Origin of the sequence: Rhizobium sp. BK399 (assembly GCF_014194695.1) — a bacterium.
GTDB lineage: Bacteria > Pseudomonadota > Alphaproteobacteria > Rhizobiales > Rhizobiaceae > Rhizobium.
Window position 1 is genome coordinate 325651 of sequence record NZ_JACIAH010000005.1, and the last position, 20186, is coordinate 345836.

General features: G+C 60.7%; 16 protein-coding genes. 2 read left to right on the forward strand and 14 right to left on the reverse strand.

Annotated features, from left to right (window positions below):
• Nucleotides 1–35: 35 nt before the first annotated feature.
• Nucleotides 36–1553 carry a glycerol-3-phosphate dehydrogenase gene (glpD, locus tag FHT97_RS14095; protein ID WP_183862959.1) on the reverse strand — a complete coding sequence of 506 codons (1518 nt, stop codon included), beginning with the start codon at nucleotides 1551–1553 and terminating at the stop codon, nucleotides 36–38.
• A gap of 195 nt (nucleotides 1554–1748) precedes the next feature.
• Nucleotides 1749–2567 carry a helix-turn-helix transcriptional regulator gene (locus tag FHT97_RS14100; RefSeq protein WP_183862961.1) on the reverse strand — a complete coding sequence of 273 codons (819 nt, stop codon included), beginning with the start codon at nucleotides 2565–2567 and terminating at the stop codon, nucleotides 1749–1751.
• 109 nt (nucleotides 2568–2676) lie between these two features.
• Here FHT97_RS14100 and FHT97_RS14105 point away from each other — a divergent pair, with 109 nt between their 5' ends.
• A complete protein-coding gene (locus tag FHT97_RS14105) occupies nucleotides 2677–3888 on the forward strand; it encodes an MFS transporter (protein WP_183863036.1) in 1212 nt (403 codons plus the stop codon).
• An 82-nt stretch (nucleotides 3889–3970) separates the two neighbouring features.
• Here the strand turns inward: FHT97_RS14105 and FHT97_RS14110 are convergent, their stop codons facing one another.
• The 9 genes from FHT97_RS14110 to FHT97_RS14150 form a co-directional block, all read right to left on the reverse strand.
• On the reverse strand, nucleotides 3971–4738 hold the full coding sequence (locus FHT97_RS14110; RefSeq protein ID WP_183862963.1) for an SDR family oxidoreductase: 768 nt from the start codon (nucleotides 4736–4738) through the stop codon (nucleotides 3971–3973).
• Between the two features lie 394 nt (nucleotides 4739–5132).
• Complete coding sequence (locus tag FHT97_RS14115) at nucleotides 5133–6392, reverse strand: glycerate kinase (RefSeq protein ID WP_183862965.1); 1260 nt, start codon at nucleotides 6390–6392, stop codon at nucleotides 5133–5135.
• Between the two features lie 42 nt (nucleotides 6393–6434).
• A complete protein-coding gene (locus FHT97_RS14120; RefSeq protein ID WP_183862967.1) occupies nucleotides 6435–8090 on the reverse strand; it encodes a GMC family oxidoreductase N-terminal domain-containing protein in 1656 nt (551 codons plus the stop codon).
• Between the two features lie 12 nt (nucleotides 8091–8102).
• Nucleotides 8103–8882, reverse strand: coding sequence for a 3-ketoacyl-ACP reductase (locus FHT97_RS14125; protein ID WP_183862969.1), 780 nt, complete (start codon nucleotides 8880–8882; stop codon nucleotides 8103–8105).
• Complete coding sequence (locus tag FHT97_RS14130) at nucleotides 8879–10384, reverse strand: GMC family oxidoreductase (protein ID WP_183862971.1); 1506 nt, start codon at nucleotides 10382–10384, stop codon at nucleotides 8879–8881. The genes FHT97_RS14125 and FHT97_RS14130 overlap by 4 nt, the downstream gene beginning before the upstream one ends.
• Before the next feature lie 19 nt (nucleotides 10385–10403).
• Nucleotides 10404–11519, reverse strand: coding sequence for an ABC transporter ATP-binding protein (locus tag FHT97_RS14135; protein ID WP_183756224.1), 1116 nt, complete (start codon nucleotides 11517–11519; stop codon nucleotides 10404–10406).
• 4 nt (nucleotides 11520–11523) lie between these two features.
• Complete coding sequence (locus tag FHT97_RS14140; RefSeq protein WP_016554384.1) at nucleotides 11524–12468, reverse strand: carbohydrate ABC transporter permease; 945 nt, start codon at nucleotides 12466–12468, stop codon at nucleotides 11524–11526.
• Complete coding sequence (locus FHT97_RS14145; protein ID WP_016554385.1) at nucleotides 12465–13418, reverse strand: sugar ABC transporter permease; 954 nt, start codon at nucleotides 13416–13418, stop codon at nucleotides 12465–12467. Before FHT97_RS14145 ends, FHT97_RS14140 begins: the two co-directional genes overlap by 4 nt.
• A gap of 82 nt (nucleotides 13419–13500) precedes the next feature.
• Nucleotides 13501–14760 (reverse strand): ABC transporter substrate-binding protein, encoded by a 1260-nt coding sequence (locus FHT97_RS14150; protein ID WP_016554386.1) that lies wholly within the window; start codon nucleotides 14758–14760, stop codon nucleotides 13501–13503.
• A 322-nt stretch (nucleotides 14761–15082) separates the two neighbouring features.
• Here FHT97_RS14150 and FHT97_RS14155 point away from each other — a divergent pair, with 322 nt between their 5' ends.
• Complete coding sequence (locus FHT97_RS14155) at nucleotides 15083–16147, forward strand: LacI family transcriptional regulator (protein ID WP_246712627.1); 1065 nt, start codon at nucleotides 15083–15085, stop codon at nucleotides 16145–16147.
• A 142-nt stretch (nucleotides 16148–16289) separates the two neighbouring features.
• Here the strand turns inward: FHT97_RS14155 and FHT97_RS14160 are convergent, their stop codons facing one another.
• The 3 genes from FHT97_RS14160 to FHT97_RS14170 are packed head-to-tail and all read right to left on the reverse strand — an operon-like array spanning nucleotide 16290 to nucleotide 20180.
• Nucleotides 16290–17795: an aldehyde dehydrogenase family protein gene (locus FHT97_RS14160; protein WP_183862973.1), complete on the reverse strand. Its 1506-nt coding sequence runs from the start codon at nucleotides 17793–17795 to the stop codon at nucleotides 16290–16292.
• Nucleotides 17795–18574 (reverse strand): enoyl-CoA hydratase/isomerase family protein, encoded by a 780-nt coding sequence (locus FHT97_RS14165; RefSeq protein WP_183862975.1) that lies wholly within the window; start codon nucleotides 18572–18574, stop codon nucleotides 17795–17797. Before FHT97_RS14165 ends, FHT97_RS14160 begins: the two co-directional genes overlap by 1 nt.
• Nucleotides 18567–20180, reverse strand: coding sequence for an acyl CoA:acetate/3-ketoacid CoA transferase (locus tag FHT97_RS14170; RefSeq protein WP_183862977.1), 1614 nt, complete (start codon nucleotides 20178–20180; stop codon nucleotides 18567–18569). Before FHT97_RS14170 ends, FHT97_RS14165 begins: the two co-directional genes overlap by 8 nt.
• Between the last annotated feature and the right edge of the window lie 6 nt (nucleotides 20181–20186).

Consider the following 20186-nt stretch of genomic DNA (forward strand, 5'->3'; position numbering starts at 1 on the left):
TCCCGTGCCTCCTCAACAGCGGGGACATTGCCGTTTCAACCAGCCATCTGTGCCGGTCGTGCGGCCATGTACTCCTCCAACAGCACAGCCTGTTCCTTGGTTAGACGCAGGCCGTCTTTCGTTCTCCGCCAGAGCACATCGTCTGCGCTTCTGGCCCATTCGTGTTCAATGAGATAGCGAACCTCTGCCTCGTAGAGATCGCCACCAAAACAGTGCCCGAGATCCTCGGTGCTGGCCGCTTGCCCAAGCAGGACCGACGCCTTCGTACCGTAGCGGCGCACCAGTCGGCGCGCGTGGCGGTCGGCCAGGAAGCCATAACGCCCCTTCAGCTTCGTCACCTCCGCCTCATAGCCGGTTGCGGGAAAATCGCCGCCGGGTAGATGGCTCTTCGCTGTCCATGGCGCGCCTTTCGAACCGATCGCCGACGCGATCTTTTCCAAAGCATGCTCGGAAAGGCGCCGGTAAGTGGTGAGCTTGCCGCCAAAGACGTTGAGCAGCGGGGCGCTTTCACCCTCGCCTTCGACTTTCAGAACGTAGTCGCGGGTTGCCTCTTGCGCCTTCGAGGCGCCGTCGTCGAATAGCGGGCGCACCGCCGAATAGGTCCAGACGATGTCGTCCGGCCGCACCGGTTCTTTGAAATATTCGCTTGCCGCGTTGCAGAGATAGGTCGTCTCTTCCTCGGATATTTTCACATCCTTCGGATCGGCCGAGTAGTCGCGGTCGGTGGTGCCGATCAGCGTGAAGTCCTGCTCGTAGGGGATCGCGAAGATGATGCGGTTATCAGGATTCTGGAAGAAATAGGCCCGCGGATCGTCGAACTTCTTCTTCACGATGATATGGCTGCCCTGCACGAGCCGCACATGATGCGCCTCGTTCTGCCCGAAGGCCGCACGAATAACGTGATCGACCCAGGGCCCGGCGGCATTCACCAGCATCCGCGCCTGGAAGCTGCTCGCCTGCCCGCTCACGGTGTCTGTCGTTTCGATGGACCACAAGCCGTTCTCGCGCCGCGCCGAGACGACCTTCGTCCGAGGCATGATCAGCGCACCGCGGTCGGCAGCGTCTCGCGCATTGAGAACGACCATGCGCGCATCATCAACCCAGCCATCCGAATACTCGAAGGCCTTGGTGAAAAGCGCCTTCAGCGGCTTTCCGGCCGGATCCCGTCGCATGTCGAGGACCGCCGTGGGCGGGAGCAGCTTGCGACCGCCGAGATGGTCATAGAGAAACAGTCCAAGCCGAATGAGCCATGCCGGGCGGATACCGCCCTTATGATAGGGCAGCACGAAGCGCATCGGCCAGATGATGTGCGGCGCCATCGCCCAGAGCACTTCGCGCTCCATCAGCGATTCGCGTACCAGACGAAACTCGTAATGCTCGAGATACCGCAAGCCGCCATGAATGAGCTTGGTCGCCCCGGAGGACGTGCCGGAGGCGAAATCGTTCATTTCGGCAAGCGCGACCGAATAGCCGCGCCCGATCGCGTCTCGCGCGATTCCGCAGCCGTTGATGCCACCACCGATAATGAAAAGATCGTGAATCTGACGGCTCACGTTCCCCCTCCAAGCCACAATATGCCGCAACGCAACATGCCTGCGCAGTTGCGAAAGTAAATGCAGTTAAAACGAAGATTATTCGAATGTCAAACGAATGTTATCCGAATTTCGGAAACCCACAGATCTGCCGTGGACGTAAACGTAATACCCGGAAAGGACTGCGGGTGATAGGTGCACATTCCGGCCCGCAAATCAGGGGTTTTCAGGCGTTTTGAAATAGCCTCGCGGGGCGGTCCCCAGCATGCGCCTGAACATCGTGATGAAGGCGGCGACACTCTCGTAGCCAAGATCGAGTGCGACGGCGGTGACCGCCTCCCCGGCTGCGAGGCGTGGTAAAGCGGTAAATACGGCCGCCTGCTGCCGCCACGTCGACAGACTGATTCCCGTTTCCTTCCGAAAGAATCGCGTAAACGCCCGCCGGCTCATCGCAAGACGCTCGGCCCAGTCGTCGATCACCAGCCGAGCACTCGGATTTTCCATGAAGCCGCGGCAAAGCGCCGCCAGACGCGCATCGGACGGAAACGGCAGTCCCAGCGGGCGATCAGGTAGCCGCAGGACCTCCTCGAGCAGTAGCGCCATGACAAGATCGTGCCGACTGCTCCTGCCATCCGCCGGCGCAACGGCTTCGATGATCAAAGCTCGGGCAAGATCTGTCAGAGCGACGACGCGGATGGCCGTTGGAGGATCCGCCAGCTCACTCGGCGCGACATAGGCCGAGAGCATCGCGACGTCACCCAGCATATCGACGGTATGGACGAGCCCTGCCGGAATCCATAACGCATGCTCTGGCGGCACCATCCAGCGCCCCTGCACAGAGGACACCATCAGGACGCCCGCGCTGGCATAGACAAACTGCGCGCGGCTATGCCTGTGAGCCTTCACATGATAACCGGCCGGATATTCCGAGGGGATCGCGTAGACCGGCTCCGAGGCGGCCTCAATAGCCGCAAGGCGCTCTACGTGGAGCTTGGCCAGCTCGCTCATCGCCAACCTCTGTCCAGATTTTGTCATTTTTGGCCCACTCGCGAAACAACAAGACCAAAACACGAAAGCGGGACATCGGCAAGTCGTCTATCTCCAGATCGTCAAAGGACGGAGCAGAATCGTGACAGACAGCGCAATGACGGCAGAGCGGCACTCTGCGGAACAGACAGTTTTCGGCATCATCATGGCCGTGAGCTTCTGCCATCTCCTCAACGATACCATGCAGTCGCTGATCCCTGCCCTCTATCCGATGATCAAGGATGGCTACGGCCTCGACTTCACGCAGATCGGCTTCCTTGGCCTCGTGTTCCAGGTCACGGCATCGCTCCTACAGCCGCTGATCGGTATCTACACCGACAAGCGCCCGTTGCCTTATTCCTTGGCCGTCGGCATGGGCTTCACGCTGATCGGCCTGGTGCTGCTCGCCTACGCGCACGCCTATTGGGTGCTTCTCATCGGTGCGGGTGTGGTCGGGCTCGGCTCGGCGGTATTCCATCCGGAATCTTCGCGTGTCGCTCGGCTGGCATCGGGCGGACGCCATGGTCTTGCCCAATCGCTGTTCCAGGTTGGCGGCAACTTCGGTACCGCGATCGGGCCGCTTCTCGCGGCATTCATCGTGTTGCCGCGCGGCCAGCATAGCGTCGCATGGTTCTCGCTCATCGCCTTGACGGGCATTATCATCCTGTGGCGCGTCGGTGCCTGGTATGCCGACCACCGCAGAAGCAATGCCGGCCGCAAGGCAGCGGTACCTGCTTTACACCTCCCGCGCGCGAAGGTCATCACGGCGATCGGCATCCTCGCGCTGCTGGTGTTCTCGAAATACGTCTACATGACAAGCCTGTCGAGCTACTACACCTTCTACATGATCGAGCGCTTCGGCGTCTCCGTGCAGCACGCGCAGATTCTGCTGTTCGTGTTTCTCGGCGCAGTCGCTATCGGCACCGTTGCTGGGGGTCCCATCGTTGACTGGTTCGGCACCAAGTTTGTGATCTGGTTCTCAATCCTCGGCGCGCTGCCCTTTACACTTGCCCTGCCCTATGCCGACTACAACTGGACGGTCTTCCTGACCTTCCTGATCGGCGTCATCCTGGCCTCCGCCTTCTCTGCCATTGTTGTCTTTGCGCAGGAGTTGGTGCCCGGTCGCGTTGGCATGATCGCCGGTCTGTTCTTCGGCTTTGCCTTCGGAATCGGGGGCATTGGTGCCGCGGGCCTCGGCATGGTGGCTGACCATATGGGCATCGAGTTCGTCTACAAGATCTGCTCGTATTTGCCGCTGCTTGGCCTGCTGACCATCTTCCTACCCGATATCGGCAAGGGCCGCCGCCACGCCGCGAAAACGGCCGAGTAAGCGAGTTCACGCAGCACACGAATGACAAGGGCCGAGATGACGATCTCGGCCCTTAATCTTTGCGCTGGCAAGTCACCCACACCTAGATAGCGGTGAACCCATTATCGACAAAGAGGTGCGCGCCATTGACGAACATCGACTCGTCACTGGCGAGGTAGAGCGCGGCGCGCGCCACGTCCTCTGGCTCGCCGATCCGACCCTGCTGAGCGGCGATAGCAGCGTCCGACACATCGACGCCAAGCTTCTGCAATTCGCTCACCTCGCGCAATCCGTGCGGCGTGCGGATGAACCCGGGGCAGACGGCATTGCAGCGAATGTTCCGGTCCCTGAACTCCACTCCGATCGCGCGCGCGAACATATGCACCGCTCCCTTCGTGGTGTCGTAAAGCACTTCCATCGGCGTCGCAGCCACGGCCGAGATCGATGACGTGCAGACGATGGAGCCGCCGCCCGCGGCGATCATCCCCGGCAGAACGGCCCGCGTCATCAGAAACATCGAACGCACATTGACCGCATGGAGCCACTCCCACTCGTCGAGCGTCGTTTCCAGAAACGGCTTGATGACAATCGTGCCGGCGTGATTGAAGAGCACGGTGACCGCGCCGAACTTTTCCTCTACGCCCTTCACCGCCTGGATCACGGCAGCCTCTTCGGACACATCGGCGACCCAATAGTCCGCCACATGGCCAACTGCGCGGATTTCCTCCGCCGTTTGCCGTGCCGCGGCTTCATTTCGGTCGATGATCGCTACTTTGGCGCCCTCGGCAGCGAAGAGCCGCGATGCCGCCCCGCCCATGCCCGTTGCGCCACCTGAGATGATTGCGACTTTCCCCTTTAGCCGATCGACCATGACCTATCCCTTGTTCCCTTTGTTCCGTCGTCGCTCGCTCGCCGTCGAGGAGCGCGCCCGTACGCAGTGTTGAAGAGAGTCCCGCCGGATGTCCACACACAGGACTCTGTCGGTAACCTTACCAAATAACCAACAGAACAGCTTTCGGTTGTCTCATCGCGCAACACCGGGCATTTGTATTTCCAGCGGCTCACCATCAGCCGCGGTCCGGAAGGGGTCCGGATCGGTAGAGCCCGCCCCCGAGGGGCCTGGGGCGGGCTTCTTAAACACAACAAAGACTTAGCGTCGAATGCATCTCGCGTGCTTGCTTGCGGCGCGCTGATTTGATTGTCCGGACGCGTCACGCAACGCGTTCAGAGCCGGCACACGCTAAGGCTGATGTCTTCCTATAACCCTAAGCTAAAAGAAACGCGCGGAAGTCATTCACGTTGGTACCGGTCGGCCCCGGCACAAAAAGATCGCCGGCAAGGTTGAAGGCCGACCATGCGTCATGACCCGCCAGGAACGCGCGCGCATCGCCGCCCGCACTTCTGATCCGCGCCACTGTTCCGCCGTCGCAAAACGCGCCGGCATTGTCTTCCGAACCGTCGATGCCGTCGGTATCCGCAGCCATCGCCACGACCCCCTCGAACCCCTGTAGATCGATCGCCGCAGAGAGAAGCAGTTCGGAGTTTCGCCCGCCCTTGCCGTACGTTCCGGCTCCGATACTCACGGTTGTCTCGCCGCCGGAAAGCAGCACGAGCGGCTTGGAAGCGGGAGGCCTTGCCAAAAACTCGCGGGCGAGTGCCGCATGCATCCGGCCGATATCCTTCGCCTCCCCTTCGATCGAATCCGAGAGAATAAGAGGTTGCACGCCCAAAGACCTCGCCCGGTCGGCCGCCGCCTCCAGAGACACCCGCGCCGAGGCAATCACATGAACCTCGTTGTTGGCGAAGACACCGTCGCCGGCGCGTGGCGCTCTGGCATTTCGAATACAATCGATGACGCGCGCCGAAAGATCTATCCGATAGTCCCGGATCACTCGCAGCGCCTCCTCCGCATCGCTGTTGTCCGGAACGGTCGGCCCTGACGCAACAAAGGCCGGATTGTCTCCGGGAACATCGGATACAACAAGGCTGACGACCCTGGCGGGGTGGGCAAGAGCAGCAAGCCGTCCTCCCTTGATGCGGGAGAAATGCTTCCGCACCACGTTCATGCCTGAGATGGGAGCCCCGGAGGCCAGCAGCGCTTCGTTGAGGGCGCTTTCGTCGGCGAGGGTGAAGCCGGTCGGCGGTGCTGGGAGAAGCGCCGAGCCGCCGCCGGATATCAGCGCAATGACCAGATCGTCGGAGGTCAGCCCATGCACGTGGTTTATAAGAGCTTCTGCCGCGACAAGCCCGGCCCTATCTGGAACGGGATGGGCCGCCTGAAGAATTTTGGTCGATTGGCATTCGGCGATCGGCCCATGCCTGGCCACGACGAGGCCCTCAAATGGATGAGACCAGGCCCGCTCAAATGCGGCCGCCATTTGGCTCGCTGCCTTGCCCGCCCCGACGACGATCGTCCTGCCTTTCGGCGGATCCGGCAGATGACGAACCAGTGCCTCGTAGGGGTCCGCGGCCTTGACCGCCTCATGAAACAGGGTTTGCAAAAACGCTCGTGGATCGGAAATCAAACCCTACTCCCATTTTCAAAGTTCGCCGTCCGAATGCCCGGTCTAGCGGACGGTCGCTCTTGCCCTCGGCCGCGTCTCGTTGCGCTCATGAGCAAAAATCGCTGCAGGCAACGGCGGCAGTCCACGGATAAGGTCGGAGCCTCGTTCGCCAACCATGATGGTCGGTGCGTTGGTGTTACACGATGGGACCCGCGGCATGACCGACGAATCGCATACCCGAAGCCCCTCGAGACCATGGACCTTGAGATCGAGACCGACAACAGCTTCCGGTCCCGTTCCCATCTTGCAGGTGCCGACCGGATGATGATCGGTCTTCGCGTTCGCACAGCCATAGTCGAAGAGCTGCTCATCGGTCATGACCTTCGGTCCAGGCAGCCGCTCGGCCAGAACATACGGCTTGAGCGCCGCCTGCTGCATGATCTCGCGAGCAATCTTCAACCCTTCGAGGGACATAACCTTGTCATGTGGGTCGGACCAGTAGTTCGGATCGATCAGCGGCGCAGCGCCCGGATCAGCCGAGGAAAGTCGCACGGTTCCCCGAGAGCGAGGATGAAGATAAGCCGAATTCAGAGTGACACCAGCGTTCTTCAGGCGCTCAACCCCAGCCTCGATCCCGGATCCCAAGCCAAGATGGAACTGGATATCCGGCGACCGCGCATCCGGGTCGGCATACCAGAAGCCGCCGGTCTCAAAGAGAGAGGAGGCGACCGGGCCGGTTCGGAACAGCACATACTGAACGCCCGCCCAGATCGTTCGGTGAAGTTTCGCAACCCCGTCATAGGTGTGGTCGCCCGTGCACTCGGCAATGACGAATAGATCAAGGTGATCCTGAAGGTTGCCACCGACGCCCGGCAGATCGTGGCGGACCTTGACCCCGACCGACTTAAGGTGGTCGGCCGGACCGATCCCCGATTGAAGCAGCAACTTGGGCGACCCAATCGCACCGGACGACACAAGCACCTCGCGTTCGGCACGGACGATCTCGGAGCCGCGCTCCGTCGCGATCTCGACACCGACGGCACGATGGCCCTCGAGGACGATGCGCGCAACTCTTGCGCCTGTCCGGACTACCAGGTTCTTTCGGGCCTTAATCGGAGAAAGATACGCCAACGATGCCGATGATCGGCGGCGGTCCCGCTGCGTCAACTGATAGAAACCGACACCCGCCTGCTGCCGGCCATTGAAGTCATGATTGTAGGGAATGCCGAGTTCCTGCCCGGCCCGGATATAGGCGTCGCAGATCGGCAGCGGAGAGGCAGGCATCGAGACACCGAGCGGGCCGCCGTAGGAATGATAGTCATCGGCGAAGCGCTGATTGTCTTCGGCGCGCTTGAAGTAGGGCAAGATCGAGCGGTAGTCCCAGCCCTCACATCCGTCCTCGCTTGCCCAGAGGTCGTAGTCTGCAGCGTTACCCCGCGTATAAAGCTGGGCATTGATCGATGAGCCGCCGCCGATCACCTTCGCCTGTGTATAGCGAAGCACCCTGCCCTTCATGTGTTTCTGCGGCACGGTCTCCCAGCCCCAGCTCGCAACACCCTTCGTCATTTTCGCAAAGCCCGCAGGCATATGGAACAACGGATTCCAGTCGCCTCCACCCGCCTCAAGCAGCAAGACGTTGACGTTGGGATCTTCGCTGAGGCGATTGGCAAGCACGCATCCCGCAGGGCCGGCGCCGGTAATGATGTAGTCGAAACGCATATTTCTATCCCGTTACAAGCGAGGAATGGACAGGCCGCCATCGGCGTCGATCACGGTGCCGGTGGCAAAACCGAAGTCACCGGATGCCAGCGCCGCACAGATTTTTCCGAGGTCATCCGCCTCGCCCCATCGTTTCATCGGGACGAGGCCGCTGTCGATGAGGGCGTCGTATTTCGACGTCACGCCGGCCGTCATGTCGGTCCGGATGATCCCGGGGCGCACTTCGAAGACGGCAATTCCCGAGTCGGCGAGCCGCAGTGCTAGTCCCTGCGAGAAGGCGGCAAGACCGGCCTTGCTGATGCAATAGTCCAGTCGCTCCGGCGAGCTGGCTTCGGCTGAGACAGACGTGATGTTGATGATCGATCTCGGATGGGGAACGGCACCCGTCACGAGCATTGCCTTCACGACGGCCTGCGTGAAAAACACCGTGCCCTTGAGGTTCGTCGCCATGATCGTGTCGAAATTTTCCGGAAGCAGACTTAGGAAGTCGCCACGGACGACCGCTGCCATGCCGGCGTTGTTGACGAGGCAATCGATACGGCCAAAGTTCGAAAGGACCGCGCGGACCGTTTCATCATGTCTGGAAACGTCCGAGACATCCGCCTGCAGATAGACCGCATCGATCCCGAAGCCGCGAAGCCCGTCGATGACGTCCCTGCTCTCCTCCGCCGCTCCGACACCTGTAATCACGATGTTGTGGCCGCTTTTGGCCAGCGCGCTCGCGATCCCAAGACCGATGCCGCGTCGTCCGCCGGTTACAATTGCGACTGGCCTTTCGACACCTTCCGTCATGCTCGCAGGTCCTTCGAAGCAATGTGGTCGGCGACCCGCAATGCCTGACTGGCGACCGTGAGGGCGGGGTTTACCGCAGCCGAGGTCGGCAGGAAGCTGGCATCCACCACAAAGAGGTTCTGGTGATCGTAGGAACGGCAATAAGGATCTAGCGGCGCGCTGGCGGGGTCATTGCCGATCCTGACGGTACCGCACTGGTGGGAAGGCGTGCGCTTGTCGAACGGCTTCGAGAGGACGATCGGGAAGCCGATCGACTTGAGAACGGCCTTCAGCTTCGAAACCAGTTCGAGATGCGCATCCCAATTTGTCCGCTGCCACTGCAGGACGATACGGTCTCCGTCCACGCGCACGCGACTTTCCGGGTGAGGTATATCCTCGCTCATCGCATAGAAATCGATGGCATGGCCGGTGATGTTTTGGAGCAGCCATTCCGGGGCCCAGGACAGCGAGCCCTTCAACACCTGAGCCGAGATCCTGCCCAGCAACTGAACGTTCCCGAGCGGCGGCCCGCCGTTGCCGTCCGATAGGTAGAAATCGTTGAACCCGAACGTTTTCTGGTAGACCGACGTGTTCCGATAGGTTGGCGACACGGCGATTACCGCTGACGAATTGTGGTTCATGAAATTCCGCCCGACCTGATCGGACGAATTTGCAAGCCCCTTCGGGTGGCGCGCGTCAGCCGAACGCAGCAGCAGGACGGCGGACTGAACGGCACCGGCCGATAGAATGACCAGCTTCGGAGCGACAGCAAGATCCTCGTCGTTCTTGCGGTAGCGGACCCGCTCGATATTCCCGTTTTCTCCTGCCTCGAGCCTCGTCACCTTGGCGTTCGTCTCGAGACGAACGTTCGGAAATTTCAACGCCTTGAGCAGCGCGGCGGTCTCCGCATCCATTTTCCCATCGCGAGAGTTCGGGTGCGCGTCCCAGGGCGTCCTGGCCTTGGCTATCCAGGCGTCGATGTTCACGCCCAACGGCAGCGAAAATGGGTGCAGCCCCTTCGCCTTCAGTCTTGCTCTGACATCGGCAACCGGCGGCTCGTCGGGCACCGGCGGATACTCATAACCGCTTGAGTGGGCGGGCTCTGTGGGGTCATCTCCGAGGTTGCCCCGAACCTCGTACATCCGTTCCGCGCGGCTGTACCACGGCTCAAGCACCTCATAGGGAAATGGCCACGCAGGCGAGACACCTTCCCTATGGCGGATCTCCGTGAAATCCTCGCGGCGATAGCGTGAAAGGACCGCACCGTAGAACTTCGAGTTGCCGCCGACATTGTAGTAGTTGCCTGGATTGAACGCCGTGCCGTCCGCCTCGTACCACATCTCCTTCGGGCGAAAGTGCCCGCGCTGGAAGATGGCCCGCTGGTCGCGGTTCTCCGGGCGATCGGCGATGAAGTCGCCGGCCTCGAGGATCAGGATCTCGGCCCCGGTCGCCGCCAGTCCGGCGGCAACAGTCGACCCACCCACGCCCGAGCCTATGATGACGATATCAGGAGTGCTGTTCATCTCAAAAATCCAGACCGGACTACGCGATGCGCGTCTGGCTTTGCGGATCGAAGAACACGGCCTTATCGAGATTGAACGCAAGGCGGGCATTCTGGCCGGCCTGAATGCGAGCGTCCGCACGCAGGCGCGCGACAACCTCTTTACCACCGAGCTTGGTGACGGCGAACGTGTCCGATCCCGCCGGTTCAACCACTTCGATCAGGCAGTCGCTCTCGGCAAGAGCCTTGGCGTTGCGGTCTGCACCATCCGGGTCGGTCAGCGCCTCCGGGCGGATGCCGAAGACAATCTCCCGGCCCGCATGTGCCTCAAGCGCACCATTGCCCGACGAAACTGGAAGCTTGATCGGTTCTCCATGAGGCCGAGCCAGTGACACGGTCAATCCCGAGGCGGCCTTCTCGATCGTGCCCGACAGAAGGTTCATGGCCGGCGAACCCATGAAGTCGGCGACGAACATGTTTGCCGGGTTGTTGTAGATTTCTGCGGGCGTTCCAAACTGCTGTACTTCGCCATCCCGCATGACCGCGATCTTGGTGGCAAGCGTCATCGCCTCGATCTGGTCATGGGTGACATAGACGATCGTCGTGCCGGTCGCCTGGTGCAGACGCTTGATCTCGATGCGCATGTCGACACGCAGCTTGGCGTCCAGGTTCGAAAGCGGTTCATCGAACAGGAACAGCTTGGGATCCCGCACGAGCGCGCGCCCCATGGCGACGCGCTGCCGCTGGCCGCCCGACAGCTGGCTCGGCTTGCGATTGAGCAGGTGGCCGATCTGCAGCACCTTGGCGACCTTGTCGATGGCCTTGTTGCGCTCTTCCACCGGTACGCCGCGCATCTCCATGCCGAAGGAGATGTTTCCGGCGACCGTCATGTTCGGATAGAGCGCGTAGCTCTGGAACACCATGGCGATATCGCGCTTCGACGGATGCAGGTCGGCGATGCTCCGGCCATCGACGCGGATGTCACCCTCGGTGATCGATTCCAAACCGGCGATCGTGTTGAGCAAGGTCGACTTGCCGCACCCGGACGGACCGACCAGCACGAGGAAGCCACCTTTCTCCAGCTCAACGTTGATGCCCTTGAGGATCTCCAATGAGCCGAAACGCTTCTTGAGACCGGAAATTTCGAGGAAAGCCATTGGATTATCCTTTAACCGCGCCCGCCATCAGGCCACGCACGAAGTAGCGGCCGGCGAGAATGTAGACGAGGAGTGTCGGAAGGGCTGCGATCATCGCCGCCGCCATGTTGACGTTGTATTCGACGACGCCGGTGGAGGTGTTGACGACGTTGTTCAACGCCACCGTCATCGGCATGGAATCGCCCGTTCCCGCATAGGCCGAAGCAAACAGGAAGTCGTTCCAGATGTTGGTGAACTGGTAGATCACAGTGACGACGATGATCGGCAGTGAATTGGGCAGCATGATGCGGCGGAAGATCTGGAAGAAGCTTGCACCGTCCACCTGCGCCGCCTTCACTAACTCGGTCGGAAAGGCCTCATAGTAGTTGCGGAAGAACAGCGTCGTGAAGCCGAGGCCGTAAATCACGTGAACGGTGACGAGATTGACGGTCGGATTGCCAAAGCCCAGCGACATGCCGATTTGGTCGCGCAACGTCGCCCCAAACCGACCGAGGCTGCCGAGAATCGTCGCCATCGGCAGAAGCACCGACTGGAACGGAATGAAGCAGGCAAACAGCATCAACCCGAAGACCAGAGTGTGGCCAGGAAAGCGCCATTTCGTCAGCACATAGCCATTCAGCGCCCCCATGATCGTGGAGATCGCCACCGCCGGAACCACCATCTTGATCGAGTTCCAGAAGTAGCCCTTGATGCCGGCGCAGGTGAGACCGACGCAGGCCTCTCCCCAGGCCTTGAACCAGGGTTCGATGGTCGGCGCCTTCGGCAGCGCCAGCATATTGCCACTTTGGATCTCGTCCATCGTCTTGAACGAGGTCACCAGCATGACGAACAGCGGCATCAGGTAGATGATCGCGAAGATGACCAACAGACCGTAGATGAAGATCCGGCTGAACATTTTGGAGCGTGACGCGCTGGCCGCGCTTGGAAGAGTCGAGGTGACAGCGCTCATCGCGATTTCTCCCGCAGTTCCGAATAGAGATAGGGAACGATGATTGCCGAGATCGTCATCAACATGATCACGGCGCTGGCTGAACCAACCGCCATCTCGTTCCGCTTGAAGGTGTATTCGTACATGAAGTTGGATGGCAGCCAGGCCGAGCCACCGGGGCCGCCTGAGGTCAGCGCCACGACAAGGTCATAGGACTTGATCGCCATGTGGGCGAGCACGATGAAGGCCGAGAGGAAGATCGGCCGCAGCAATGGAATAATGATGCGCCGATAGAGCTGTACCGTCGTTGCGCCGTCGATCTGTGCCGCCTTCATGATCTCGCTATCGATGCCGCGGAGGCCAGCGAGGAACATCGCCATGACGAAACCGGAGGCCTGCCAAACGCCGGCGATCACCACGGTATAGATCACGAAATCCTTGTTCTTGATCCAGTCGAAGTGGAAGCTCGTCCAGCCGAACTGATGAAGTGTCTGCTCCAGGCCGAGACCCGGATCGAGGAACCATTTCCAGGCAACGCCTGTCACGATGAACGACAGCGCCATCGGATAGAGGAAGATGGGCCGCAATATGCCCTCGCCTCGAATTTTCTGATCCAGCAGGATCGCCAGAAACAGGCCGAGCGCCAGGCAGATGCCGATGTAGAGGAAACCGAAAATGCCCATGTTGGTGATCGAGGTGTACCAGCTGGAGGGCGGATCGCTTTCAAACGTCCAGCGCCAGAGCCGTTGATAGGCGCGCGGCCCGGTTAGTGCGTAGGATGGGAAGGTCTTGGAATTGGTGAAGGACAGATAGACCGTCCAGATGATGAAGCCGTAGACGAAAACAAGCGTGATTGCGAAACTCGGCGCGAGCACGATCTTCGGCAGCGCGTCCTGCAGGCGCGCGCGGATTGAAATGGGCGTTCCACGATGCGAGGTGAGAACGGTTTTATCTGTAGCGATGGTGCTCATGGGGTGTCATCTCCTCCGACGATGTCGTCCGTTGCGGAATCTTCCCCGCCACGAAGGCGGGGAAGACCGCGGGAGGCCTTAGTTACTTGGCGTCTTCAATTGCCTTGACGAGTTCTTCGACCGCCTGATCGGAGGTCTTGATCTGGCCATGCACGAACTTGGAGACGACGTCCTTATAGGCGTTGGCAACTGCCGGAGGAGCGCCGTAGCCCTGTGCCAGCGAGCCGAACAGCGTGCCGCCTTCGTTGGCAGCCTTCAGGTCGGCGATACCCTTCTTGCCGCAAGCGTCAAAGTCGGTATCAGGAACGTCTGTACGGGCCGGAACCGAGCCCTTGACGACGTTGAATGCAGACTGGAAGCTCTTGGAGAGCGTCGCCGTTGCAAGCGCAACCTGAGCCGCCTTGCGATCATCCGGCACGTTGAACATGCCGAACATGTCGGAGTTGTAGATCACGCTGCCGTCAGTGCCCGGGAAGCGGTAGCAGAGGAAGTCCGTGTTCGGGGTCTTCTTGGCTGCTACGAATTCGCCCTTTGCCCAGTCGCCCATGACCTGAACGAGTGCATCGCCCTTGATGACCATGGCGGTTGCGAGGTTCCAGTCACGTCCGGAGAAGTTCGGGTCGACGTACTGGACGATCTTCTGCAGATTGTCGAACGACTTCTTCATCGTGTCCGACTTCAGCGACTCCTCGTCGAGGTCGTTCATAGCCTTCTTGTAAAACTCGGGGCCGCCAGTCGACAGCACAATCGAGTCGAACATTGTGGCTTCCTGCCAGTTCTGCCCACCCAGCGCCAGCGGAGTGACACCAGCTGCCTTGGCCTTGTCGAGCAAAGCGATCAGGTCGTCGAAGGTCTTCGGCTCGGTGCCGCCGATCTTTTCCATGACGGCCTTGTTGATCCACAGCCAATTGACCGAGTGAACGTTAACAGGGGCAGCAACCCACTTGCCGTCGTAGACGGAGAACTTCTGCAGCGCTGCCGGAACGGACTTGTCCCAGCCTTCCTTCTTTGCCGTCTCCGTTAGGTCGCCCATGACGCCAGCCTGCGCATAGTCGAGAACGGTGTAGCCGAGCATCTGCGAAGCCGTCGGATAGGTGCCCGCAGCAACCATGGCCTTGAGCGCGGTCATTGCCGCATCACCACCACCGCCGGCGACCGGCACGTCTTTCCAGGCAAATCCTTCCTTGGACAGATCTTCCTTGAGGACGTTGAGGGCCGCAGCTTCGCCGCCCGACGTCCACCAATGCAGCATCTGTACTTCCTTCACGTCAGCAGCCTTGGCAGCACCAAGGCCGGCAACGGTCATCGTCACCAATGCAGTCGTCATCAAAAACTTGCGCATCGTTTTCCTCCCGGATTGCAAGTTTACAAAAGCGGAATATCCGCGTTCAAAAGCCCGCGCACACTCCCCGCACGAAGGCTTTGGTTACCACGGCGCGAACGCCGCGTAAGTTATTTAAAACGTTATAAACTTGACCAAGTCAAGTCACCCGCGTTACCTTTCCACGTCAGCACAACGGCACGTTAACACCTGTTTTTACTTCATTTTTAGAAGTAGCTAGAAGACGAACCGAATAGACGCCGAAATTTAAAACGTTTCCAGTCCAGCATTGCATCGGCTTCGCCGTCGCGTTAGTGTCCCGCCATTCGAGCCCTTTGGAGGAATGCCGAGCGTGCCTCGCGTCGCAATGCCGCCCACGACCACATCGACCCGCAGGAGCGGCAAGCCGACGCTGCGCACCATCGCCGATATGGCTGGCCTTGCCGTAACCACGGTATCGCGGGCGTTGTCCGACGACCCGGTGATCAATCACGAAACCCGCAAGCGCGTCCGCGAGATCGCGATTGAGGTCGGGTACTCCCCTGATCGCGCCGCCCAGCGCCTGAAGACCGGCCGGACGAATGTCATCGCCATCCTGCTGGAACCGCACGAGGAAATCCTCGGCTACGGCACTTCCATCATGTCCGGCATCGCCAATGCCCTGCAAGGAACCGCCTATCACCTGATCGTCATGCCGAACCTGCCGCACACCACCAACATCGATGCGGTCAACTACATCATGCGCAACCACATGGCCGATGGCCTGGTGCTGTCGCGCACCGAGCCTTTCGACCCGCGCGTGCGATTGCTGATGGAGCACGATTTTCCGTTCGTCACCCATGGCCGCACGGAACTGTCGACCCCGCACGCCTACGTCGACTATGACAACTTCACCTTCTCCTACGAGGCAACCAAACGCCTGATCGCCAAGGGGCGCCGCAAACCGGCGCTGATCAGCGGACCGATGCAATTCAGCTTCGGCAGTCACATCCTGCACGGCTTCATGACGGCGGTGCGTGAAGCCGGCTGCGCCTATGAGGTCATCTCCGATATAGACCTCGACCATCCGGCTGGCGCGATTCGCGATCGCATCGCGCGACGTCATCGCGAACCCGATCCGCCCGACGCCTTCACCTGCGGTGGCGAAGTGTGCGCACTTGCCACCATCACCGGCATGAGCGACTGCGGACGCACCCTTGGCGTCGAATACGACATTGTCGCCAAGCAGACCTCGCAGCTCCTTTCCGCCATCCAACCGAAGGTCGAGACCATCTATGAGGACCTGACGGCCACCGGCGAGCAGATCGGCCGCATCCTCAAGGAACGGATCGGCGGCGAGACGGACATGGATCAGTTGCAGGTCCTGCTGACGCCGCAGCCGCCGCTCTCTGGAAACGGCGGACCGTAATCGTCCGCACGATCGACCAGCAGGTGCGGGCATGAGGAAGCAAGAGGCATGCGAGTGCCAAAGCGCGAACGTCGTGCGATCTACGAATGTCGATCCAGCCATATTGCCCTCCTTTCTCTCGGTTGCGTTTCGCTCTGTAACCTTAGCGCGGCATCCACCAGCCGGTGCGTCCGCCGATATGCATGTTGAGCGTCTTGGTCTCGGTATAATCCTCCACTGCGTGACGACCGAGTTCACGCCCGAGGCCGGATTGTTTGTAACCACCGAACGGCAACTCGGACGCCCCGTCCATGAAGGTATTCATCCAGATTGTCCCCGCTCTCACCTTGCGCCCGACGGTCAGGCAGGTATCGAAATCGCGGCTCCAGACGCCGGCCGAAAGCCCGTAGTCGATCGCGTTTGCGATCTCGATCGCCTCCGCTCTGGTTTCGAACGTGAGCACGGAGAGCACAGGGCCGAAGACCTCTTCACGCGCAACCGCCATATCAGGCGTCACAGCTTCGAGGATGGTCGGCGCCATGTATTGCCCCATGCCCAGGTCGAGCTTTTCGCCGCCATGTGCAACTTGCGCGCCGCCGCTGGTCGCACCGGCAACGTAGCCTGCGATCTTCTCCAGATGCTGCGGCGTGATGATAGCACCAACTTGCGTGGTTGGATCGAGCGGATCGCCGACCTTGACGTCCTTAGAGAGCTCCGCGACACGCTTGACCACGTCGGAAGCGATACTCTTGTGCAGGATCAGGCGGGACCCTGCATTGCAGCATTCGCCGGCATTGAAGTAGGCACCGAAGACTGCGGCGTCGATAAATGCGTCGAGGTCCGCATCGGGAAACACGATCTGCGGGTTTTTGCCGCCGAGTTCCAGCGAGACCTTCTTCAGCGTTTGCGCCGCGTTCGTCATCGTCAGCTTGCCGACACCGGTGGAGCCCGTAAACGACACCATGTCGACCTCTGGATGGGAGGTCAGGACGGCCCCGACCTCCGGTCCCGTACCGGTGACAATGTTCACGGCACCGTCCGGAACGCCCGCTTCCTGCAAGATTTCGCCAAGGACGAGGGTCGATCCCGAAGTGAGCTCCGACGGCTTTACGACCGTGGTGCATCCAGCGGCAAGGGCAAAGGGCAGCTTCTGGCCGACGATCAGGAACGGGAAATTCCAGGGCGTAATAATCGACACCACGCCGATCGCCTCGCGCAGGACGACCCCCAGCGTACCGTCTCCAAGCGTGTTGTAGCTTTCACCGTGCAGATCGCGGGCAAGGGCCGCTGCATATCGCCAGATATCGACGGAGCCGGCTATTTCGCCACGCACTTGCGAAATCGGCTTGCCTGCCTCGATCGCGTCCAGGAAAGCCAGTTCTTCCGCACGAGCCGCGATCAGGTCAGCGGCCTTGAGCAAAATCGCCGACCGTTCGGATGCGGTCATCCGCGGCCACGGACCGTGATCAAAGGCTTTACGGGCAGCAAGGATCGCACGTTCGGCATCTGCCTTGCTGCCGGTCGGAAAGCGGCTCACAACGACGCCATGGCTCGGAGCAACGCGCTCGATCGGTTGGGCGGATCCGGCCTCCCACTTGCCGTCGACCAGCATCCTGAAGTCGCGGGTCTTGTGGTCGCTAAGCGCTCTTGGATTAACCAGAACCGTCATTACCATTCTCCCTTGAATTTAGCCGGGCGTTTCTCGCTGAAAGATGCGACGCCCTCTCTGAGATCAGCAGTTTTAGCGACGAGGATCGACCCGAGCGCTTCGACGGCGGTGCCGTTGTCCTCGCCATTGGCCGATGCGATCATCAGCTTCACGATCTCCAGCGCCGCCGGGCCTCTCGACGCGATCCGTTGCGCATATTCCTTCGCGGCCTCCACCGCGTTTCCACTCGACGTGACGGCATCGACGATGCCGAGCACCCGAGCCTCGTCGGCGGTGAAGATCTCGCCACCCAGTGCCATGCGCCGCACCACCTGCGCACCAAAACGCTTCACAAGACGCTGCGTGCCGGACCAACCTGGCACCATGCCCAGACCGGTCTCCGGTAGTCCGATCTTGATGTGCTCTTCGGCGATGCGAATGTCCGCCACACCGGCAAGCTCCAGCCCGCCACCGAGAGCGTGGCCGTTCAGGGCGGCAATCAGCGGCACCCTCAGTGTTGCAAGCCTTTCGAAAACGCGATGGCCATGGCGGACCCAGGCATGGCCGAACTCCTCCGGCCGCATTCCACCCCACGCCTTGATATCACCGCCAGCCGAGAAGCCCTTGCCCTCACCCGTCAGGATCGCAGCGCGCACGTCGGCGTTTGCCTCGACTTCATCGGCCGCATCCGCCAACGCCTTCAGCATGTCCAGATCAAGCGCGTTCAGCTTCTCCGGCCGCGATACCGTCATGATCGCGATGTGATCCTCGACCTGAACTCTGACCGTGCCGCTAGCCATGGAAGACACCCTCGAGCACGCGGGCGCCCTTCTCCGGCAGAGACAGACCGATGTTCGCTTCGGCGAAGAGCTTCGCATCCATGACCTTGAGGTCCTTTGCCACGATGAGCGGGAACTCGGACTGATCGAGGATGTGGGTCTGCAGGTCGACGCCAGGTGCGATTTCCGTCAGGACAACACCTTCCGGAGTCAGCTTCATCACGCACCGCTCGGTGACATAAGTGATGTCCTGCCCCTGCTCGATCGCCCGCTTGCCGGAGAAGGTGACATGCTCGACCTCGTTGACGAGCTTCTTCAGCTTGCCTTCCTTCTCGATGACCAGCTTGCCGTCAGCGATCGCAAGCTTCGCACCCGCGTTGAACATGCCGGAGAACACGATCTTCTTCGCCCGCGCCGTGATATCGACGAAGCCGCCTGCCCCGGCCGTGACGTGCGGTCGGAACGAAAGTTTCGAAACGTTGACAGAGCCGTCCCTGCCGATTTCGAGGAAAGACAGGAGCGAAGCATCGAAGCCGGCACCCTGGAAGTAGGTGAATTGGTATGGCGACGGCATATAGGCATCAGCGTTGGAGGCGCAGCCGAACGCAAAATCCAACAACGGAACACCACCGACGGCGCCCTGTTCGATCACCCAGGTGACCGAGCCGTGCAGCCCTTCCTCAAGCAGGATGCGCGGCACGTTGGCGGAAATACCGAATCCGAGGTTGACGCAGCTACCGGCCTCAAGCTCCGGAGCCACGCGGCGGGCAATGACCTTCTGGATATTGAATTCCGGAACGCGGAAGGTATCGAGCGGCCGGAAAATTTCGCCTGAAATGGCCGGATCGTAAAGCGTCTGCGTGGTTTGCTTCTGGTCCGGATCGACGATGACATAATCAACCAACATGCCAGGCACACGCACGTCATGCGGCTTCAGCGAACCTTCCTTGGTGATGCGCTTGACCTGGGCGATCACGATGCCGCCATTGTTGCGGGCAGCAAGCGCCTGATCCAGGCCGCCGAGATAGGCACCCTCGTGCTCATAGGTAAGATTGCCACGCTCGTCGGCCGTCGTTGCACGAATGATAGCGATCTGCGGCACGATCGACGGGAAGAACAGCCAATCCTCTCCTTCGAACACGACGCGCTTGACCACCGGCTCCTCCGCAGCCAGGTCGTTCATCGCGCAGCCCTGTCTTCTCGGATCGACGAAGGTGTCGATACCGACCTTCGTCAGGACCCCAGGGCGCTTGGCAGCGGCTTCTCGATGAATATCGAACATGATGCCCGACGGGATGTTGTAGGCCGGAATCTCGTTGTTGGTGATCATCTGCCAGATCAGCGGCGGCTCCGCGCTGGATGGGCCCGATGGATAGGAACCACCGAGGATCTTTTTCAGCAGTCCCTTCTTGGCGATATAGTCGACACCCTTGATGCCGCTCATGTCACCTGCTGCGATCGGGTGTAGCGTCGTGAGATCGCGGGGGTGGCCGGTGCTGTCGAAACGCTCGCCAATCGCCTTCAGCATCAGGTCGGGGCAACCGAGGCCGCTCGATGACGACACGGATACGACGGCTCCGTCGGGGATCAGTGCGGCAGCTTCGGCCGGCGTGATGTGCTTGCTCATCGGGAT